At 47.6% G+C, this 19674-nt stretch carries 20 protein-coding genes; 6 read left to right on the top strand and 14 right to left on the bottom strand.

The genetic code is table 11. The features are described from left to right. Positions 1–21: 21 nt before the first annotated feature. Positions 22–495 (bottom strand): VOC family protein, encoded by a 474-nt coding sequence (locus tag QMA09_RS07180; RefSeq protein WP_290212577.1) that lies wholly within the window; start codon positions 493–495, stop codon positions 22–24. A gap of 160 nt (positions 496–655) precedes the next feature. Between QMA09_RS07180 and rlmN the strand changes: the two genes are divergently transcribed. From rlmN to QMA09_RS07165, 3 genes are all read left to right on the top strand, one after another. Continuing rightward, positions 656–1726, top strand: a complete 1071-nt coding sequence (rlmN, locus tag QMA09_RS07175; RefSeq protein WP_135503873.1) for a dual-specificity RNA methyltransferase RlmN — start codon at positions 656–658, stop codon at positions 1724–1726. 307 nt (positions 1727–2033) lie between these two features. Next, positions 2034–3176, top strand: coding sequence for an ABC transporter ATP-binding protein (locus QMA09_RS07170; protein ID WP_290212576.1), 1143 nt, complete (start codon positions 2034–2036; stop codon positions 3174–3176). Positions 3177–3315: 139 nt separating this feature from the next. Continuing rightward, complete coding sequence (locus QMA09_RS07165; RefSeq protein WP_183736473.1) at positions 3316–4101, top strand: YkuS family protein; 786 nt, start codon at positions 3316–3318, stop codon at positions 4099–4101. A 52-nt stretch (positions 4102–4153) separates the two neighbouring features. Here QMA09_RS07165 and QMA09_RS07160 read toward each other — a convergent pair whose 3' ends face one another. After that, positions 4154–5431 carry an MFS transporter gene (locus QMA09_RS07160; RefSeq protein WP_290212575.1) on the bottom strand — a complete coding sequence of 426 codons (1278 nt, stop codon included), beginning with the start codon at positions 5429–5431 and terminating at the stop codon, positions 4154–4156. Positions 5432–5613: 182 nt separating this feature from the next. Between QMA09_RS07160 and QMA09_RS07155 the strand changes: the two genes are divergently transcribed. After that, positions 5614–6369: an exodeoxyribonuclease III gene (locus QMA09_RS07155; protein WP_290212574.1), complete on the top strand. Its 756-nt coding sequence runs from the start codon at positions 5614–5616 to the stop codon at positions 6367–6369. Positions 6370–6773: 404 nt separating this feature from the next. Here the strand turns inward: QMA09_RS07155 and QMA09_RS07150 are convergent, their stop codons facing one another. The 11 genes from QMA09_RS07150 to QMA09_RS07100 form a co-directional block, all read right to left on the bottom strand. Next, a complete protein-coding gene (locus QMA09_RS07150; RefSeq protein WP_290212573.1) occupies positions 6774–7961 on the bottom strand; it encodes a CDP-glycerol glycerophosphotransferase family protein in 1188 nt (395 codons plus the stop codon). Between the two features lie 180 nt (positions 7962–8141). Continuing rightward, the gene (locus QMA09_RS07145; protein WP_290212572.1) at positions 8142–8849 is read right to left on the bottom strand and encodes a P-II family nitrogen regulator; all 708 of its coding nucleotides are present in this window, start codon (positions 8847–8849) and stop codon (positions 8142–8144) included. After that, positions 8824–9567 carry a DUF1538 domain-containing protein gene (locus QMA09_RS07140; protein ID WP_290212571.1) on the bottom strand — a complete coding sequence of 248 codons (744 nt, stop codon included), beginning with the start codon at positions 9565–9567 and terminating at the stop codon, positions 8824–8826. The genes QMA09_RS07145 and QMA09_RS07140 overlap by 26 nt, the downstream gene beginning before the upstream one ends. Further along, complete coding sequence (locus QMA09_RS07135) at positions 9564–10259, bottom strand: DUF1538 domain-containing protein (RefSeq protein WP_290212642.1); 696 nt, start codon at positions 10257–10259, stop codon at positions 9564–9566. Before QMA09_RS07135 ends, QMA09_RS07140 begins: the two co-directional genes overlap by 4 nt. Before the next feature lie 110 nt (positions 10260–10369). After that, entirely contained in the window at positions 10370–10738 is a 369-nt protein-coding gene (locus QMA09_RS07130) for a Na+/H+ antiporter subunit G (RefSeq protein ID WP_290212570.1), read from the bottom strand. Beyond that, on the bottom strand, positions 10716–11000 hold the full coding sequence (locus QMA09_RS07125) for a Na(+)/H(+) antiporter subunit F1 (protein WP_183736466.1): 285 nt from the start codon (positions 10998–11000) through the stop codon (positions 10716–10718). The genes QMA09_RS07130 and QMA09_RS07125 overlap by 23 nt, the downstream gene beginning before the upstream one ends. Continuing rightward, positions 10997–11482: a Na+/H+ antiporter subunit E gene (locus QMA09_RS07120; RefSeq protein WP_290212569.1), complete on the bottom strand. Its 486-nt coding sequence runs from the start codon at positions 11480–11482 to the stop codon at positions 10997–10999. The genes QMA09_RS07125 and QMA09_RS07120 overlap by 4 nt, the downstream gene beginning before the upstream one ends. A gap of 46 nt (positions 11483–11528) precedes the next feature. Continuing rightward, the gene (locus tag QMA09_RS07115) at positions 11529–13016 is read right to left on the bottom strand and encodes a Na+/H+ antiporter subunit D (RefSeq protein WP_290212568.1); all 1488 of its coding nucleotides are present in this window, start codon (positions 13014–13016) and stop codon (positions 11529–11531) included. Then, the gene (locus tag QMA09_RS07110) at positions 13009–13347 is read right to left on the bottom strand and encodes a Na(+)/H(+) antiporter subunit C (protein WP_183736463.1); all 339 of its coding nucleotides are present in this window, start codon (positions 13345–13347) and stop codon (positions 13009–13011) included. Before QMA09_RS07110 ends, QMA09_RS07115 begins: the two co-directional genes overlap by 8 nt. Positions 13348–13350: 3 nt before the next feature. Continuing rightward, positions 13351–13773: a Na(+)/H(+) antiporter subunit B gene (locus QMA09_RS07105; protein WP_183736462.1), complete on the bottom strand. Its 423-nt coding sequence runs from the start codon at positions 13771–13773 to the stop codon at positions 13351–13353. After that, the gene (locus QMA09_RS07100) at positions 13760–16162 is read right to left on the bottom strand and encodes a Na+/H+ antiporter subunit A (protein WP_290212567.1); all 2403 of its coding nucleotides are present in this window, start codon (positions 16160–16162) and stop codon (positions 13760–13762) included. Before QMA09_RS07100 ends, QMA09_RS07105 begins: the two co-directional genes overlap by 14 nt. A 273-nt stretch (positions 16163–16435) precedes the next feature. Here QMA09_RS07100 and QMA09_RS07095 point away from each other — a divergent pair, with 273 nt between their 5' ends. Both QMA09_RS07095 and QMA09_RS07090 read left to right on the top strand, forming a co-directional pair. Continuing rightward, on the top strand, positions 16436–17125 hold the full coding sequence (locus QMA09_RS07095) for an adenine nucleotide alpha hydrolase family protein (RefSeq protein ID WP_183736460.1): 690 nt from the start codon (positions 16436–16438) through the stop codon (positions 17123–17125). Between the two features lie 68 nt (positions 17126–17193). After that, on the top strand, positions 17194–17835 hold the full coding sequence (locus QMA09_RS07090; protein ID WP_290212566.1) for a pentapeptide repeat-containing protein: 642 nt from the start codon (positions 17194–17196) through the stop codon (positions 17833–17835). Positions 17836–17887: 52 nt separating this feature from the next. Here the strand turns inward: QMA09_RS07090 and QMA09_RS07085 are convergent, their stop codons facing one another. After that, a complete protein-coding gene (locus QMA09_RS07085) occupies positions 17888–19384 on the bottom strand; it encodes a peptide MFS transporter (RefSeq protein WP_135502648.1) in 1497 nt (498 codons plus the stop codon). Positions 19385–19674 lie beyond the last annotated feature (290 nt).

The following is a 19674-nucleotide window of genomic DNA, read 5'->3' as shown; positions in this document are numbered from 1 at the left end:
GGAGCGGCCGGCTTTAATGATTTATCGATTGCTGTACATTTCGGATGTGCTGCGGCTGGAAAGCTCCAGGATGTTGCCGAAAAGGTCTTCCGTGTAAACAAGGTAATGATTTTTGTCTTTGTTCATTTGGTGGATTTGGCTGCGCTGCTTGCCGCCGTGCTGGACGATGCGCTCGATCGCTTCAACCACATTTTCGACAATCAGACAGATATGGAAAAATCCGCGGTGCGCAGTTGGCGGCCCTTCATCGAGGTCCGCTTCCCGGAACTCGAATAATTCGATGCCCACGCCACCCATCGACATCAAATGGACATTACGCATTTTTTTGATTTCCGGTCCTTGCAAATTTTGTGTGATGTTTTCAACTTCTGCCTCGGCCGCGTCAAATTCGGTCGGCCCTGACAATATGTAAAAGCTTAATACGCTGCAATACCACTGCATCGCCTGGTCCAAATCCGGTACTGCCAGTCCGACATGTGTAATTTCACTGCTCATCTAATCGCCTCCTGTTATACCTAGCTATTACCCCATTTTAAAGGGTTTAATTCATCAATAAAAAACAGATTTTTCAGTATAAACGAAAATAGTTGTTGTCAAGCTGGAAATTTAGTATTATAATAAGCAATTGTGAAATTCCGAAATGAGGGTACTACTAATGAAAAATTCCATCTATGGTTTGACGATAGATCAATTAAAAGAATGGTTTTTAGAAAATGGCCAGAAGAAATACCGTGCTGAGCAGGTATGGGACTGGTTGTATATTAAACGCGTCACTGAATTTTCCCAAATGAACAATTTGAGCAAAGACGTCATCCTTTTGCTTGAAGATAATTTTGCAATCCGCACGCTTGAAGAAGCAGTGAAACAGGAATCTGCTGACGGCACGATTAAATTCCTTTTCCGCCTGCAGGACGGCAACTTGATCGAAACCGTTTTGATGCGCTTTAAATATGGCAACTCGGTCTGTGTGACAACCCAAGTCGGCTGCAACATCGGCTGCAGTTTCTGTGCCAGCGGCCTATTGAAAAAGAGCCGTGATTTAAACGCGGGCGAAATCGTCGAGCAGATCATGCAAGTGCAGGCTCACTTTGACGCTCAGCAAAAAGAAGAGCGCGTCAGCCACATCGTTGTTATGGGCATCGGCGAACCGTTCGACAACTACACGAATTTGATGGACTTCCTGACAGTCGTCAACTCACAAAAAGGCTTGGCCATCGGTGCTCGCCACATTACCGTATCGACAAGCGGCATCGTGCCGAAAATCTACGATTACGCGGATGAAGGCCTGCAAGTCAACTTGGCGATTTCCATCCACGCGCCAACGAACGAATTGCGTTCACGCATTATGAAAATCAACAAAGCCTATCCGATCGAGAAATTGATGGATGCGATCGATTATTATTTGGAGAAATCCAACCGCCGCATCACATTCGAGTATATTTTATTGCGCGACGTCAACGACCACGTCGAAGAAGCGCATAAGCTGGCGAAGCTGCTTGAAGACAAGCGCCACCTGTCATACGTCAACTTGATTCCGTACAACTCGGTCAGCGAGCACGACCAGTATCAGCAAAGCACGCCGGAAGCGATCAGCGCTTTCTATGACGCTTTGAAGAAAAAAGGCATCAACTGCGGCGTCCGCCACGAACAAGGCGCCGACATCGACGCAGCCTGCGGCCAATTGCGCAGCAAGCAAATCAAAAAAGAAAAAACAGCGGCAGTTTAATAAGTATGCGGATTGAAGGCATCCTCTTGAGAGGGTGCCTTTTTTGCGTAGATTGAGCTGAACGCGCATAAAAAATTCTGAACGCACGTAAACTGAGCTGAACGCACGTAAACTTTGCTGAACGCGCATAAACTGAGCTGAACGCGCATAAAAAAATCTGAACGCGCGTAAACTGAGCTGAACGCACGTAAAACTTTCTGAACGCGCATAAACTGCATTTGACGAGTCTGAAAGAGGCAACCGGCCTTCTTTTTTCGTAAAATACTGATAAGTGATATAATCAAAAATAAAAAAGAGGTGGTAAACGATGGCAGAAATACAGATCAATCATTTAGGCAAAATATATGAAAACGGCGCGGTAGCCGTTTCGGATTTTAATTTGGATATTAAAAATGAAGAGTTCATCGTTTTTGTCGGCCCATCCGGCTGCGGAAAATCCACAACGCTGCGGATGATTGCCGGGCTTGAAGAAATCACGCAAGGAGACTTTTACATAGATGGCAAGCGCATGAACGATGTGGAGCCGAAAAACCGGGACATTGCGATGGTCTTTCAAAACTACGCATTGTTCCCGCATATGACGGTGTATGAAAACATTGCGTTCGGCTTGAAGGTGCGCAAGATGAATAAGGAGGATGTTAAGAAGCGCGTTTCGGAAGCGGCGGCTATTTTAGGCTTGGAAGAATATCTCAATCGCAAGCCGAAAGCGTTGTCTGGTGGACAGCGCCAGCGCGTGGCGCTCGGCCGTGCGATTGTCCGCGATGCGAAAGTGTTTTTGATGGATGAACCGCTGTCCAATTTGGATGCGAAGCTGCGCGTTCAAATGCGGGCGGTAATCACCAAACTCCATCAGCGGCTGAAAACGACAACGATTTACGTGACCCATGATCAGACTGAGGCCATGACGATGGCAACGCGCATCGTCATTATGAAAGACGGTTTTATTCAGCAAATTGGCAGCCCGAAAGAAGTCTATGATTTTCCGGATAACCGTTTTGTCGGCGGCTTTATCGGCTCGCCCGCGATGAATTTTTTCGAGGGGCATATGGAAAACGGCACGTTCAAGCTTGGCGACAAAGCAGTAAACATTTTGCCTGAACAGCTGGCAGTCTTGAAAAATCAGGGATATGAAGGCAAAGACATCACGCTGGGCATCCGTCCTGAACACATCCATGTCAATAATGAAGATCTCTCGAACTTGCCAGTCAGTGAATTCGATGCCACAATCACGGTTTCAGAACTGACGGGTGCGGAAACGATTATTTACGCGGTTTATGCTGGCCAGGAGTTTATCGCGCGCGTTGAGGCCGACACGGCCATCGAACCTGGGCATACGGCTCGCCTGGCGTTCGATATGTCGCATGTCCATTTCTTTGATGCGGAAAGCGGCAACCGGATAAAAAACGATACAGCTATTGGCAATGAAGAAACTGCAATTCTTCACACCTGACTTTCCACTAGCTTGCCCACACTTTTTTAAAATTTACGGTATATTAAAAATATTTCATTTTCAAGTATGCGTTTATCCTGCAGAAAATGAGGGGAAATAAACAAGTATACACAATTAAGGTAAAGGGAGTGGAAAAGAAATGGTAAAAGTTGCAGTAGAAGAACCGTTTGTTTCAGTTAAAGATGCATTAGAGAAAAAAGGATATAATGCAGAAATGTTAAAAGATAAAACAGATGCGGTAGATTATGACTGTGTCGTTGTAAGAGACTTGGAAGATTTGGCTGATTTCCATATGAACGTTCCTTTGGTTGAAGCTAAAGGGCGCACATTATACGAAATCGTCGAAGAAGTCGAAGAACGCCTTGTACGCAGCGGAAAACTCCCTGCACCTGAAACCGCTCATGAAGGCGGCGGTACAGGAAGTGGATTCTTGAAAGGCGCAGTTACTGGCGCAATCGTCGGAGCGGCAGCTGGACTCCTATTAACGCCGAAAAGCGGCAAGGAAATGCAAGAGACGCTGAAAGAGAAAACTGCCGGTTCTAAAGAAAAATTGAGCGGCACTGTCGAGCAGGTAAAAGAAAAAGTCGGCACTGTGAAAGAAAAAGCGGCAGATGTCAGCGGCAAAACAAAAGGCAAAGTCGACGAGCTGAAGACGAAGCGTGAAGAAAAGAAAGAAGAAAAAGAACTGGAAAAGCAGGAAAAAGAAGTCCAAAAAGAATTGAAAGCCGAAGAAAAGGCTGAAGAAAAAGCAGTAAAAGAGCACGAAAAAGCTGAAAAACAAGCTGAAAAAGAAATCAAAAAAGCTGAAAAAGAAGCCGATAAAGAAAAAGGCGGCATCGAAGTCGTTGAATTCGGAGATTCCGAAGTCAAAAAGACCAGCACAGGCGCAGCAGTAATCACGCCAAAAGACTCAAACGATAAATAAGCGATCACATAAAAAGCGGCCCCGGGATATCCCGGGGCCGCTTTATTTTTGTTTATTCCACCGCGGCTTCGTCGACTGTAATGTGTTCCTCAGGTTCTGGGACACGCGACAGAATAGCGAGCCCGATGACGAATAAGACGACCAGGCTGAAGACGCCCATGCTGGAATTTCCAGTGACTTGCGAAGTGACAGCGACCAGCAGCGGTCCAAGGATGGCGGCGAACTTGCCGAAAATATTATAGAAGCCGAAAAATTCATTGGAGTTCTCTTTTGGCACCAATTTGGCGAAGTATGAGCGGCTAAGCGCCTGGATGCCGCCTTGGCTCGTTGCAACAAGCATGGCCAAAATCCAGAAGTCGGTAATCGTCTCCAGGAAAAAGGCATAAATGCAGACGACGATGTAAACGCATATTCCGGCATACAGCATTTTCTTGCCGGTAAAGCGCTCAGACAGCCGGCCGTAAAGGATGGCGAATGGCGCAGCTACCGCTTGGGTAACAAACAACACAATCAACAGGCTGGTGGCCGACAAGCCGAGGTCTGTGCCGTAAGCGGTCGATAAGGCAATAATCGTCCCGACGCCATCGATGTAAAAGAAGTAGGCGAGAAGAAAAAGGAATAACGCACGGTATTGGCGGATTTCCCGAATCGTTTTACTGAGGCGCTTAAAGCTTTGGCGGATCGGATTTGGTTCCCGCTCGATGTAATAATTCTGGTGCACCCGTTTGAACATCGGAATGGAGAAAGAGGCCCACCAGACAGCTGTAATCAGGAAAGCGATGCGGCTGGCCGTTGTCGTCGAAATCGGAATGACGCCATTTGATGCCAGCAGAATGACGGCAATCGATAAGATGAACGGAATGGTCGAACCGATATAGCCCAGTCCATAGCCGAATGCGGAAACGTTGTTCATGCGCTTCGCTGTCGTGACGTCAACGATAAAGGCGTCGTAGAACACATTGGCTCCCGTAGCACCAAGTGCCGCAAATGTGTAGCAGATGAGCAGCATGAGCCAATTCTCGCTTGGCACGAATGCCAATGCGGCAGTGGAAATGGTGCCGAGCAGGAAAAAGGCGGTAAAGAATTTCTTTTTCAGTCCTTGGTAATCGGCAATCGTACCGAGAATGGGGCCGATCATTGCCAGAATGAATGTGAAAATGGCAATCGTATAGCCGAGATAAGCGGTGGAATCCGCTAAATCGATGCCCGCTTCAGTGGCGGATGCTTTGTAATAAAGCGGAAACACGGCTGTCGTGATGATGATCGAATAGGCGGAGCTGCCCCAATCATACAATGCCCAGCTTTTCTCTTCTTTCGTAAATTTTTTCATGGCTGAATCCCCTTAAGCGATAGATAATTTCATTGTACTTGATGAAAATAAAAAATGATGCATTATCCAATAAATTCACTGAAATTTTACATAATTTTTATTGGTATTGGCAAAAAAGCACTGTGATTGAGAAGCGGGGACAATTTCAGTAGACTGAAAGGGAGAGATAGGAGCTGCTTAATTTGAAATTGATATCGTGGAACGTCAACGGCCTTCGGGCTGTGATGAAAAAAGGATTTATGGAGTTTTTCAACAGGGAAAACGCCGATATTTTCTGCCTGCAGGAAATCAAATTGCAGGAAGGCCAGATTGATCTGGAACTGCCAGGCTACCATACATACTGGAATTACGCGTTGAAAAAAGGTTATTCGGGGACGGCCATTTTCACGAAAAAAGAGCCGATGTCCGTATTGTATGGACTCGGAAGCGAAGAGCATGACGCAGAAGGGCGCATCATCACGCTGGAATTCGAGGATTTTTACATGGTCAACGTCTATACGCCGAATTCGCAGCACGGCCTGCTGCGGCTCGATTACCGTTTGCAATGGGAAGATGCGATTTTATCGCATGTCAAAAAATTGGATGAAATCAAGCCGGTTATCCTGTGTGGTGATTTGAATGTAGCCCATGAGGAAATCGATTTGCGCAACCCGAAAGCAAACTTGAAAAATTCTGGCTTTACGCCTGAAGAACGAGGAAAGATGAGTGAATTTCTGGCAAGTGGATTTGTGGATACATTCCGCTTTTTCTACCCCGGCAAGACCGACAGCTACACATGGTGGTCATACCGGACCAATTGCCGGCCGCGCAATATCGGGTGGCGCATCGACTATTTCATTACATCGGAAAGCCTGTCGCCGAAATTGGCTGCAGCCAGAATCCACACGGATGTTCTTGGCTCGGATCATTGCCCCGTCGAATTAGAGATTAATTTATAAGAAGATGAGAAAGCTTTCCCCGTTGACCTGCAATAATTCAGCGTTAACATGGCGAGCGGAGACTTCAACATGAACTGCTAGGAAGTTAACCGGCACTAGCAGATGGGAGCCTCTCTAAGCTGCAAGTTCAAGCACTTGCGCATTTCGTCTAAGCGAAATGCATCTATCTGTTGGTTTTGGGCAGTAGTTTCGCCCGTTAACATGAACAAAATCGCAGTTAACAGTATTAAGCCGGAAGTTAACATGAAGTGCGAGAGAGTCAACATGACCTAGCCAGAAGTTAACATGAACTATTTCGAAGTTAACCGGCATTAAGCGCCTCATTGCCGCCTGAACTTAATTGCAATAATAGAAAAGGCCTTCCGCATTGCGCGAAAGGCCTTTCTTTTTTATAGAGACACACGTTAAACTTCCAGCACGCGTTCAGCGAGCCGCTGGCAATTTTGGTGATCGAAATAATCGATGTATTGGTGTGCCTGAGGCTGCCATTCGTTAGTAGTGATGTTTTGTTCGACAATCCGTTTTAAAGCCATATAGACCTCATCGATGGAATCGGCTTTGTAGCCGTACAGATCTTTTTCGAGGTCCAGGTAACTGCCGCGCTTAGCGATGTATTCGTCTCGGTCGAACATATTGAAAATGATCGGCTTGTTCAAATACAGGAAATCCCATGAAACGCTCGAGATATCCGTGATTAGCATATCATTGTCTTCGATTGCCTTCTCGATGGTATGGTGCTTGGCATCCAGGAACTCAATGCCTGTAAACGGTGCGCCCATTCCAGCGAAATGCTTTTCAAACTTCTTCATGAACGGATGCAAGGCAATCTCCATGTGCAAACCATTTTGGCTGATCAATTCCCGGATTCCCTGGTGCTGAATCAACCCTATCGTATTGCGGAAATAGGCACTTTCGAGGAATTCTTCCTCCGTCAATTCAAAAAGCCATTCGCGCCAAGTCATCATCATAAGAATTTTTTTCATTTCTTTGGCCGGCTCGTGTAGTTCGTAGCGGTCAAATCGCGGAAAGCCGGTGACAATCAGCTTTTCTTCAGGTATTTTCCACTCTTTCCGTTTCAATTCTTTCTCGTATTCAGACGCACAATTAAAATAATTCGTGCGGCTCAACAATGGAATGTCTTCTTTTTGGATCAGTATTTTTTTGAAGCCTTCAATGCCGTGGCTGACGTGCGTGATGATGGTTTTGCGGTTGAGGAACAGGAACTTATCCGCTGACGGCACGATGTCATAAAGCAAAGAATGTCCATGGAACGTGTACTCTGCCTGGAAAAACAATACGTAATTGCGGAAGCTTCCAAGAGGGACAGCATTTTCTACTTTGCCATCCAAAGCATAAGCCGTTTTTGGGTCATACATCCAATAAGCCATCACTTTGTCCGCGTGGTTGGCTACTACGTATTTATGGAAAATGGCGGCGTTGTCTTCGTATTTTTCACCAAGATTTCCGCCGATCAATGCGATTTTTCTTTTTTCTTTGCGGAGAGGCATCTTTGATACCAGGTAGGCGGCAGCTACTTTTGCAAATACCTTCAAAGGATCCCATCTCCCTTTTTCTTTTAATACGACACTCATTCAAAACCCTGCTTTCTAAAGAACGTTATCCTTCAAGTTTTTCATATTCACGCGTGTTTGTCTATCTGGAAGAAATAAACTAATAATTCTGGTGTTTGTTTTCATATCAAAGCGCATGAAAAACCGGAATCCAAGACGATTCCGGTTTTTAAAATTGTTTAATTAGCATAAGAGCCTATTTTATTCCATTCTGCTCAATGAAGAGTGATTGACGCCAAAAACTTCTTCGACATCGATCAAAAAAGCGATGCCTTGTCCAGGAGAGTATAAATCAATGGCTTCTTCAATGCGTTTGACGACGGCGTTGGCGAAACTTTCCGGCACCAGCGTGAAGACGATGTCTTTTTCGGGATCGATCGTGAAATTCATGAATTTCGTCTGTTCATTGACGCCCGTGCCCCGGCCGGTAAGGATGGTGCCGCCCTCGGCTCCGGCTTCGGCAGCGGCAGCGACTACTTTTTCAGCATCACCGCTATTGACGATGGTGACGATCAATTGGAACTGATCCTTCAAAGGCTTCATGGAACGTTCCCCTTTCTGCGGTTTGGTGAAGTAAAGGCGGTCCGACAAATGCGGTACGCCGATCAATTTGTTCAAATGGAGCGTGAAGCCGAGGCCTTGTCCAGGCTGGCCTAATTTTCCACAGCGGGAAACCGCTTCAGCAACCGGTTTTTCCAGTGAGCCGTCAATGGCAATGAAAATGATGTCTTTTTCATGAGTAGCAGGGAGGCCCATGAAGGTCGGTTTTTCGTTGCGGCCGATGCCTTCTCCATACATGACAGTTGCGCCGTCTGCGCCGGCTTTTTTCGCTTCAGCAATAACCGCACGGGAATAGCCGCGTTTGACGATAGTAATCATCAGTCTATGATTCAGGTTCATCGTCTGCATCGCCACCTTTCCTTGTGAAAATCAGTCCGACTATCAATACCGCGATGATGGGCGTCAACGCCACCAATGCAATAAGCCCGAAACCGTCTGTCAGCGGATGCCGGCCTTCGATGGCAGAAGCCGCTCCGACTGCCATCGCTGAGATGAACGTAACCGTCATAGGTCCGGTAGCGACGCCGCCACAATCAAACGCGATAGCAATAAATGTTTTATTGGAAAAAAATACGAGGATTAACGCTATTATATATCCCGGAATGAGGAAATACCAAAGGGAAATGCCATAAAGAATGCGGAACATCGATAGCGCCACTGAAATTCCGACTCCGGTGGAAACGGTGTAAAGCATGACCTTTTCTGAAATATAGCCGCCGGTCACTTTATCGACTTCACTGTTCATGATGCTGACAGCCGGCTCGGCGAATGTTGCCGCAAAGCCCAGTACGAAACCGATCGGAATCAGCAGCCATGTATGCCGATCAGAGCCCAGCTCTTGCCCCATCATATGGCCGATGGGAAAAAATCCGATATGCACGCCCTGCAAAAAAAAGGCCAGTCCGAAAAAGGTGAGGATGAAGCCCAGGACAATTTGATAAACCTTTTGTTTATCCAGTTTGAGCATGAAGAATTGGAAGGTGATAAAAAAGAGGATTAAGGGGATCAAGGCATAGCTCACTTCAATGAGGATATCCCCGAATCCTTGGAATACATGAAGATTCACTGGAATAACACCCCCAATAGCATGATCGCCAGAATCGGTCCGATCGAGGCAAGGCCGATCAGCCCGAAACCTTCACCAGCTGCAGATGAACCGGAGCGAAGGACGGAGGCTACGCCGACGCCGAGAGCAAGGATGAACGGCACCGCCATGGGACCCGTGGTCACTCCGCCAGCGTCAAAAGAGATGGCGACATATTCATGGGGAACGAAAAACGATAAGCCAAAGACCAGGATATAGCCGCCGATCAATAGGTAATGGATGGGGATGCTGAAAATGGTCCGGACCATGGCAAGTGCGACGAAAATGGCCAAACCGAGTGCGACGGCGAGAACCAGGATTCCTGAGCCGATGGCGCCTTCAGAGACTTGGTCGATCTGCTTGGCGAGCACCCGGACATCCGGTTCGGCAATCGTCACTACGAGCCCCAGCAAAAAACCGGTGCCGACAATGATGAAAATATTCTTGGTTTTCGGCAAGCGTTTGCCGATCAACTCGCCGACTGGCAGCAAGCCGGCTGTTACGCCAAGAAGAAATAAAAAAAATCCGATGCCGACAAAAGCGGCGCCGATCAGAAATTGCAGAATCGCCTCCAACGGCAGCCGGATCAGGAGGATTTGCAGAATAAGGACCACGATGGTGACAGGGAGGATAGCAGCAGCTACTTCTTTTAAGGTATCTCTGACGTTTCCCATCATCAACAATCCCTTTCCCCGCATTTTTCCCTGTTATTCCCTCTCTCTTAATGTCATAAACATGACCTTTTGTTAAAAAAACAGCAAGGAGCCCGTAAGCTCCTTGCTGTTTACTGTGAATCTTTCTGTTTGCCATAAAGCACATCATGCAGTGCATCTTCGGTCGAGGAATCCGATAGTTTCACGCGGGAACGGTAGGCCGCCCGGGTTATCAAATGGCCTGCAACCGGAGCTGTCAAAAAGACGAACATGATGCCGAGAAGCAGGCGGACACTGATGAAATTCTCAGACGCCCAAAAGTAAATGAACGTTCCGGTCAACGAAAGCAGAACCGCCAAGGTCGAGCTTTTGGTTGCCGCATGGGAACGGGTATAGACGTCCGGCAAGCGAAGGATGCCGATTGCACTGATGACCGCCATAACCGAACCGATCAAAATCAGAAAAGCGCCGATGTATTCAAAGATCCCGCTTATGCTCAACGATATCCCCCCTTTCAACGAACCGGGCCAAAGCGATGGTGCTGATAAAAGCAAGGATGCCGACAATCAGGATGACTTCCAGAAAAGCGTGTGTCTGCAGGACCACGGAAAAGACCGCGACCCCTGAGATCAAGTTGACCCCGATCATATCAAGCGCGACAACCCGGTCCGGCATCGAAGGCCCCTTGATGATGCGGTAAAGGGCAAGCAGGATGGCAAAGATGAATAGGAACAGCGCAATCGATAATATCGTGTTTATCATCCTCTTGTCACCTCCATGATCGCTTTTTCAAATACTTTGATTGATTTTAAAATGGTATCACGTGATTCTTCAACATCCATGGCGTGGATATAAAATGTTTTGCCGTCCGGCGACACTTCCATGACGACCGAACCTGGCGTCAGCGTCAGCAGCAAAGCAAGCGTCGTCAGTTCATAAGGGCCGTTCATATTGTGTTCATACGTGAAAATGCCGGGCCGGATTTTCAATGTCGGGCTGAGGATCTGTTTCATGATCAGCAGGCTTGACTGCGCCAGTTCGGAGGTGAAGATGAACAAAAGCTTGATGGTCGAGTAAACGCGCAGCATGTAAAATTTCGTCCCGAAAAATCGGTGCATGAAAAACAGGATGCCGATGCCGATCAAATAACCGGTCAGAAACGTCGGCAAGTAGAATGCATCTTCGTCCATGAGCAGCGTCCATAACAGGGCGATGGTGATGTTCAGCAGAAACTGAGCCGGCATTAAAAGCCTCTCCTTTCGTTACTGTTTAAGTTCTTGCGGGCAGCCATTAATTTACGCCTTCTTCTAAAATGGCGTTTATATAAATTTCAGGTTTCAGCAATGTCTCAGCAGCATCCGTCACATAGACGGAAAGCCATTCGGTGCCGATGCCCATGCCGAATGTCAGCAATACCAGCAGCAGGCTCGGGAAAAGGAATTTATTGTGCAGCGGAACTTGTTCTTCTTTGCTGATAATGGTTTCGCCCCAGAAGCTGTTTTTGAAGATGCGCAGCATGGAATACAGGACGAACAAGCTGGACAATAGCGCAAGTGCCAGCAGCACATACGATCCATTGTCGATGGCGCCTTCCGCTATGAGGACTTTGCCGATGAATCCGCTGAATGGCGGTACGCCGGCAAGAGACAGCATAGCGATGAAAAATGACCAGCCGAGCAGCGGATAGTTTTTCATCAAGCCGCTCATTTGGTTCAACTGGACGGTATCGGTCATTGAAATGAGCGTGCCGATCAATAGGAACAACAGCGCTTTGACAATCATGTCGTGGACAAGATAATAAACAGCGCCTTCGATGGCATTCGGTGTCGATACCGCGAGCGCGACAAGGATAAAACCGACCGAGATGACAATGTTATAGGCTGCAATTTTTCGGATATCGTTGAACGCGATCGCGCCTAAACTGCCGCCGATCAGCGTCGCAGCAGCCATGACGCCGATGATGGTATGCGTGGTTTCCGGCTGGTGGTGGAAAATAAGGGAGAATACACGGAACAGCGCGTAGATCCCGACCTTTGTCAAAAGTGCACCGAATAACGCAGAAACGACAGTAGGCGGCGTGCTGTAGGAACCGGGCAGCCAGAAATAAAGCAGCAAGCCCGCTTTTAAGCTGAAGACAACAAGGAAAACGATACTGATAGTCGTGAGCAGCGGTCCTTGGCCATTTTCAGCAACGCGTACGGCAACATGTGCCATGTTCAAGGTTCCGACCGTTCCATACAGGTAGGCGAGCGCCACTAAAAAGAACCATGACGATACGATATTGATGATGACGTATTTGACGGCTTCGCGGAGCTGGCGCTTGGTGCCGCCGAGCGTAAGGAGGACGTAAGAAGACAGGAGCATCACTTCAAAGCAGACGAAAAGATTGAACAAGTCGCCAGTCAGGAACGAACCGTTGACGCCGGCGATAAGAAACAGCACGGTCGGGTAAAAATACATCGACCCCAAAAGCTTGCCGGTCGTGAACAAAGCATACAACAAACACACCAATGTCACGATGCTTGTTGCGAGCACCAGCAGCAGCGCAAATGAATCCGCTACAAACAAAATACCGAAAGGCGGCACCCAGCCGCCGAAGTCAAGGCGCAAAATTCCTTGGTCTTGTACCGTGTTCAATAAGTAAAACGCTATGCCTGCCACGGCCGCCATAGAAACGATGCTGAACCAGGCTTGCATACGTCCGAATGTACGCAGGAAAATCAGCAGGACGCCCGCTATGATCGGAATGAGCATCGGGAGCAAAATGATATTATTCATCGTTTACACCCCTCATCTCATTGAGATCGTCGGTTCCGAGTTCCTGATAGGCGCGGTAAGCCAATACCAGGATGAAAGCTGTGACAGCAAAACTGATGACGATGGCTGTCAGAATGAGGGCTTGCGGCAATGCATCGACATAGCTGCCGGATTCCTCGCCAAGCAGCGGGACGGTGCCTTGCTTTAAGCCGCCCATAGACAAAATCAGCAAATGGACAGCATGCGAAAGGATGGCAGTGCCGAGGATGACCCGCACCAGGTTTCTGGATAATAGAAGGTAGATGGCGACAGAAGTCAGCACACCGACCAATAAAATGATCAAGGTTTCCATGGGCTATTCATCCTCACTTATGCTTAAGATTATATTGACGACGACCCCGATGACGGTCAAAGCGATGCCGGCTTCGAAGATGGTCACAGTCGCCAATTCGGTTTTGCCGTAGATGGGCAGATCGAAATAGCCGAAAGACTGGCTCAGAAAAGCTTGGCCGAAAAACATCGGAATGGTGGCGCTTGAAAGAGCTAACAGCACACCGAACGCAGACAATTTCTTGAAGTCGATCGGGATGGCGTCGCTGACCGTTTCGGAATCATAGGACAGGAACATCAGCACGAAAGCCGATGCCAGGACGAGTCCGCCGATAAATCCGCCTCCCGGTTCGTTATGGCCGGACAGGAATAGATAGATGCCAAAGGTGAAAATAATCAGTACGACTGCTTTAGCGACTGTTTTTAAAATAACGTCATTGATCTCCATGTTTGCGAGTCTCCTTTCCGCCTTTAAGCCGGATCAGCGTATAGACACCAAGGCCGGCGATAAAAAGGACAAGCGATTCGAGCAATGTGTCAAAAGCCCGGAAATCGCCAAGAATGGCATTGACCATGTTTTTTCCACCGGTCAATTCATAGGAGTCCTCGTAAAACGTTGAAATCGATTCGAACAACCGGGTGCCGTTCACGGATAGGGCGATGAGCGTAATGGTCAGCCCCCCGGAAACGGCGATAACAGCATTGCGGATTTTCGTTTTTTTCGGCGCCTTTTCCTTTTCCCACTCAGGCAGGTTGTAAAAGCTCAATAGGAATAAGGCTGTTGTCACGGTTTCGATGACCAATTGGGTAAGCGCCAAATCGGGCGCACGGAACAAGACGAAGAAAATCGCGATGGAATAGCCGAGAACGCCATTCAGCAAGATTGCTGTCAGCCTAGATTTGGCGAAAAGAATGGCGATGGCGGCAATCATCATGACAATAGCCAGCAGCACTTCGTATGCCGGAAGCGGCGCGTCGTTTGCGAAGTCGAACGTCAATCCACCCGACAACAGCAAGGAACCGCCAGCTGCAAGAATGAAAAACACGAAAATGTAGGTGAAATAATGCGGCAAATGGCCTGTCATATAAGAACCGGTCAATTGTGCCGATTTTCGTTCAAGGCCGCTCAGGAAGTTGGTGTACAACACGTTGAATGCCCAATTTTCAGGCAGGAGGCCATAGATTTTCTTCCATTGGCGCAAGAATGCATACAGGACAGCGCCGATAGCAAAAACTCCGAGCGTCATCAGCAATTCGGCGTTAACGCCATGCCAGGCCGAAATGTGAGGGGCTGCGCCGGCCACACCCGGGAGCAAAGTGGCCATTGCCGGTTTCAGCAAATGGTCCCCAAGCAAATTCGGCGCGAAAAAGATCCCGATGATCAAGATGGAGAGGATTGCGGGAGAAATCAGCATGCCCAAAGGAGCTTCTTTCGGTTTTTTATCGAGTTTTTTCGGATGGTAATTGCCGAAAAACGTCTGGAACACAAGAATCATCGAATAAACGAACGTCAAGACGCTCGCTGTCCAAGCGATAACAGGAATAATCCAGCCCCAGGCGGCAGCGGAAAACAACGGAAGTCCGGCCGCATTGATCGAAGCTGTGAAAAACATCTCTTTGCTTAGGAAACCGTTGAATAATGGCAAACCGGCCATGGAAAAACTGCCGATCACCGCGAACGTAAGCGTGGCTGGAAGGAATGCGATCAGTCCGCCGAGACGCCGGATATCACGCGTTCCCACTTGATGGTCAATAATGCCGACCACCATGAATAATGCGCCTTTGAAAGTGGAATGGTTGACCAGGTGGAACAGCGCGGCAAACGTAGCCAGTCCGTAGACGGCGCCTTCAGGGGCGGCGCCGTAATGAAGGGCAGCCGATCCCATGCCGAATAGGCTCATGATCAGGCCGAGCTGGCTGACGGTCGAGTAGGCAAGCAGCGCTTTCAAATCGGTTTGGCGGACAGCGCAGAATGCTCCCCAGAACAACGTGGCGAGCCCGACCAATGTCACCGTCCAAAACCAGGAAGCCGTGCCGCCGAAAATCGGAGTGAAACGGGCGACCAGGTAAATGCCAGCCTTGACCATGGTGGCTGAATGCAGGTAAGCGCTGACGGGAGTCGGAGCTTCCATGGCATCGGGCAGCCAGATATGGAAAGGGAACTGGGCCGATTTCGTGAACGCCCCGAGCAGCACCAGGAATAGCGCCGGATAGTATAAGTTGTGGTCTGTGTGCTGTCCGATGACGGAGATGATTTCGCGGATGCTGTAAGAATCGGTCATGACATGCAGCATCAAGAAGCCTGCCAGCATGCCGAAGCCGCCGAAAACCGTGATCAGCAAAGATTTTTGGGCGCCGACACGGGAATTTTTTCGGTGATACCAAAAAGCGATCAATAGAAACGAGGAAATGCTCGTCAGTTCCCAGAAAACATACAGGACCAATAAGTTATCAGTGAGGACGACGCCCAGCATTGCTCCCATGAACAAGAGCAAGTAAGCGTAAAAATGTGGAAGTGAATCCCTTGGAGACAAATAGTAGATGGAATAGAGAATAACTAAGGTTCCCATGCCGGTAATCAGCAAAGCAAGAATCAGGCTGAGGCCATCCGCAAAAATGGTGAAATTGATGCCGAGGGAAGGAATCCAATCGATGGATGCGGAGATGGTTTCTCCGGATGAGATGACAGGAATCTGAAAAACAAAAACGATGAAAAGTGCCAAAGGAACAGCAAGGATGAGCCAGCCGATGTTAATTAGCCCAATGCGCCTATGTATGAATGGAATGCAAGCGGCTGCGAGAAAGGGAATCAAAATGGCTAAGATAAGAAAATGCATTGCAAAACCTCCTGAAGTTGGGATTAGGAACAGGTAAATAAAAAAGGCTGACAGTAGCAGCCTGAGTGGAATGGAATATGGGTTAGGCTATTGGCATATACATTAAATTATACAGGAATAACGGCTTGTTTTCACTTATGGGCTCCTGTATGGTACAGGTAAGTGAAGGCGTGTCTTGATTTATAATGAAATACGCAGTACAATGTCATAGTTTTGAACTTACGGATTGTGAAGAAAGATTGCATAGAAAATCATAGGAGGGGTGTGAAAAAGATGAAAAAAATCAGAGGGCGTATGGACGAAAGCATATTGGTCTGCGTTTTTTACGGGCCGAATGGCGAACGCCTGATTAACCGTGGGAACAAGCTGGCGAGCATGCTGGATTGTCCGTTGTATATATTGATGGTCGATTCACGGCCATTTGATGAATTTGATACCGAAAAATCAGCTTATGTTGAACGGTGGAAAGAACTGGCTGAAGAATACGGGGCTGAGGATTTTATCATCCGGGATAATGAAAGCCGCCCCTCCGCAAAAGTCATTGCCGAAGTTTCGCATGATTTGAATATTACCCAAATCATCATCGGCCAGACGGCGAGAAGCCGCTGGGAGGAAATTACAAAAGGCTCTTTCTTGAATTCGCTGCTGCGGGAAATTCCATTTGCGGATTTTCATGTCGTTTCAGTCGAACGTTCAATCAAAGGCAGTGATCATGAAGAATTTGAAAAAGGGGTCCGCTGCTATTTAGTGAAAGACGCTGACACGTATAAAATCAGTTTTACCCAAACGAAAGAATGCCAGTATGAAGGAATTTTCTTCAAAGAAATTGGCACAGATTTCAATAACGGGATTTTCAAGTTCATGCACAACAGCAAGCTATACCAAGTGGAAGTGGAAGACGACTACATCGTGGATCCGATGCTCGTCCGGTCATGCATTGAAAAAACGCCGTCAATTGGATAAATTGCTATAACAAAGCGGCCACTTTCCATTTGGAAGCGGCCGCTTGTTCAGTTAAAGGGGGATTCATGTTGAAAAAAGCCAAGCGCCTTGCGCCGATAATATCCAATGATATGGAAACCATGCCGTTTTCCTCTGCGTTGGACGACCATTACATAAGCAATTGCAAAATCGTACATGAAACCATCGACATCGAACCGGAGGAGGGGCTTCGGGTTGATAAAGTCATTTTCGAAAACGTCAATTTCCTTGAAGCAGCGTGGCCGCGCAGTGAATTTATCGACGTTCTGTTCATCAATTGTGATTTGTCGAACGCGGATTTCAGCCGCTGCGTCTTTCACCGGACGGAGTTCCGTAATTCCAAGCTTGTCGGCACGAACTTCGCGGAAGCCGGCGTGCGCCATACCCTGTTTCAGGATTGCGTGCTCAATTACGCGACATTCGGTTTTTCGCTGTGCAATACGGCGCGCTTTGAATCATCAAGTCTGCGCTATGCTGATTTTTACCAAGCGGAATTAAAACAGACCGAATTTGATAAATGCGAGATGAACGACATCAATTTTGTTGAAGCTAGCTTGAAAGGCGTCGACCTGAGCAGCAATTCTTTTGAGAACATCCAAGTGACTGTCGAAAAATTGGCAGGCTGCGAAGTGTCGCCAGAACAGGCAATGGCATTCGCGCGCCAGATGGGATTAGTGATCAAGGACGTTTGACCGTGAAATAAAAAGGCCGGAAGCAAAATGCTTCCGGCCTTTTGTCGTTTATTTATCGTACGCCTCTCATATAGCGCTGGATGGTTGGAGCTAATAGGAACAGGATGATACTCAGGACGATGGATGCTCCACCGATGATACCGAAATACATCATTTCGTTTTCAGCTGAGTAGAATTTCACGAGCTGTGCGTTGATTGCTTGCGCGGCTGCGTTTGACAAGAACCAAAGGCTCATCGTCTGCGCTGAGAAAGCGGCAGGGGCCAGCTTGGTAGTTGCTGATAATCCGACAGGCGACAAGGCAAGTTCACCTAATACGATGATCAAGTAGCTCAGTACAAGCCATAACGGATTCACCAGTGTATCCGGTCCGCCGAAATAGGCAGGAAGCAGGATGACCAGGAACGATATTCCGGCAAACAGCAAGCCGAGCGAAAACTTCTGCGGGATGGAAGGCTGGCGGCTGCCAAGTTTAACCCACATCCATGCGAACACGGGAGCCAGCACAATGATGAACAATGGGTTCAGCGACTGGAACCATGCAGGTGAAATCGTGATGCCCGCAAATTCAAGGTCTGTGCGTGTGTCAGCGTATGCTGCAAGGATGGTCGATCCCTGCTCCTGGATTGCCCAGAACATGACCGATGCGATGAACAAAGGAATGTAGGCCAAGATGCGCGAACGTTCCACTTCTGTCGTTTTTTTGCTGCGGTACATGACCACAAAATAAGCAGTCGGGAGCAAAATCCCAAGAATACCGACTGATGCGATAAAGCTGTCGAACGTCAGGAAGCCAGTTTGCAAGCCAAGATAGACGATGGCAGCAATGGCAATGGCGCCGATTGAGAAAACTTTGATGGTTCTTGATTTTTCGGAAGGAGTCAAAGGGTTTGCAACCACAGTGCCAGCCAAACCGAGGTTTTTCTTTTTCGTCAGCATGAATACAACAAGCCCGAGGAACATGCCGACTGCGGCAATGCTGAAGCCCAGGTGGAAGCTCATATTCATGCCGACTGTACCGACGATCAACGGCGCGATAAATGCACCCATATTGATCCCCATGTAGAAGATGCTGAATCCGGCATCGCGGCGGTCATCGTTCTCAGCATAAATTTCACCGACGACACTGGAAACATTCGGCTTCAGTAAACCGGTACCAAGGACGATGAGTACCATGGAAACGAAAAAAAGCGGCAGACTGCCAGGAATGGCCAAAGCAATGTGACCGAACATGATGAGTATTCCGCCGTAAAAGACGGCTTTCGATGTGCCGAATATTCGATCGGCTAACCAGCCACCGATGACACCGGACATATAAACAAGAGATCCATAAATGGACATGATGGAAAGGGCCGTTGTTTGGTCCAGTCCAAGTCCGCCGTCGGAAAGTTCGTAGTACATGTAAAAAACCAGGATGGCTCTCATGCCGTAATATGAGAAGCGCTCCCAAAATTCAGTAAAGAATAAAGTAAACAATCCTTTTGGATGGCCGAAGAAACCTTTTTGCGGCACTGTGTTCACGATGTCTTGGCGATTATATTTGTCAGACATCTTACTACCTCCTTTTTACGTATGCTAATATAATACTTTTTTTAAGTATGAAAATCAAAAAAAACTTAAAAATTAGTAAAATAGGCGCTAAATTTAAATTTTTCTGTAAGACTATTTAATACTTACTTTTAAATAGTTTTATTAGAATAATAAATGAATTTAAAACAGTGGAACTTTTCTTGAAATGGAAGTGGAATGGCAAATAAGTAGCCAAACGGGTCGAACTAAAGAATATAGTAAGTATTTATGTACCATAATAACCATTTATTAGGTATTCGCGCGAAAATTGT

It is taken from the genome of Planococcus sp. APC 3906 (genome assembly GCF_030407685.1).
GTDB lineage: Bacteria > Bacillota > Bacilli > Bacillales_A > Planococcaceae > Planococcus > Planococcus koreensis.
This window is presented reverse-complemented; position numbering and strand designations above follow the sequence as displayed.

What these genes read in the sequence shown, in the direction of transcription:
- QMA09_RS07105 (WP_183736462.1), bottom strand. Translation starts at nt 13,773, where the DNA reads ATGGAGATCAATGACGTTATTTTAAAAACAGTCGCTAAAGCAGTCGTA.
- QMA09_RS07135 (WP_290212642.1), bottom strand. Translation starts at nt 10,259, where the DNA reads ATGGGAAACGTCAGAGATACCTTAAAAGAAGTAGCTGCTGCTATCCTC.
- QMA09_RS07095 (WP_183736460.1), top strand. Translation starts at nt 16,436, where the DNA reads ATGAAAAAAATCAGAGGGCGTATGGACGAAAGCATATTGGTCTGCGTT.
- QMA09_RS07115 (WP_290212568.1), bottom strand. Translation starts at nt 13,016, where the DNA reads ATGAATAATATCATTTTGCTCCCGATGCTCATTCCGATCATAGCGGGC.
- QMA09_RS07170 (WP_290212576.1), top strand. Translation starts at nt 2,034, where the DNA reads ATGGCAGAAATACAGATCAATCATTTAGGCAAAATATATGAAAACGGC.
- QMA09_RS07100 (WP_290212567.1), bottom strand. Translation starts at nt 16,162, where the DNA reads ATGCATTTTCTTATCTTAGCCATTTTGATTCCCTTTCTCGCAGCCGCT.
- QMA09_RS07160 (WP_290212575.1), bottom strand. Translation starts at nt 5,431, where the DNA reads ATGAAAAAATTTACGAAAGAAGAGAAAAGCTGGGCATTGTATGATTGG.
- QMA09_RS07110 (WP_183736463.1), bottom strand. Translation starts at nt 13,347, where the DNA reads ATGGAAACCTTGATCATTTTATTGGTCGGTGTGCTGACTTCTGTCGCC.
- QMA09_RS07180 (WP_290212577.1), bottom strand. Translation starts at nt 495, where the DNA reads ATGAGCAGTGAAATTACACATGTCGGACTGGCAGTACCGGATTTGGAC.
- rlmN (WP_135503873.1), top strand. Translation starts at nt 656, where the DNA reads ATGAAAAATTCCATCTATGGTTTGACGATAGATCAATTAAAAGAATGG.
- QMA09_RS07165 (WP_183736473.1), top strand. Translation starts at nt 3,316, where the DNA reads ATGGTAAAAGTTGCAGTAGAAGAACCGTTTGTTTCAGTTAAAGATGCA.
- QMA09_RS07150 (WP_290212573.1), bottom strand. Translation starts at nt 7,961, where the DNA reads ATGAGTGTCGTATTAAAAGAAAAAGGGAGATGGGATCCTTTGAAGGTA.
- QMA09_RS07120 (WP_290212569.1), bottom strand. Translation starts at nt 11,482, where the DNA reads ATGCCGGCTCAGTTTCTGCTGAACATCACCATCGCCCTGTTATGGACG.
- QMA09_RS07145 (WP_290212572.1), bottom strand. Translation starts at nt 8,849, where the DNA reads ATGCAGACGATGAACCTGAATCATAGACTGATGATTACTATCGTCAAA.
- QMA09_RS07125 (WP_183736466.1), bottom strand. Translation starts at nt 11,000, where the DNA reads ATGATAAACACGATATTATCGATTGCGCTGTTCCTATTCATCTTTGCC.
- QMA09_RS07085 (WP_135502648.1), bottom strand. Translation starts at nt 19,384, where the DNA reads ATGTCTGACAAATATAATCGCCAAGACATCGTGAACACAGTGCCGCAA.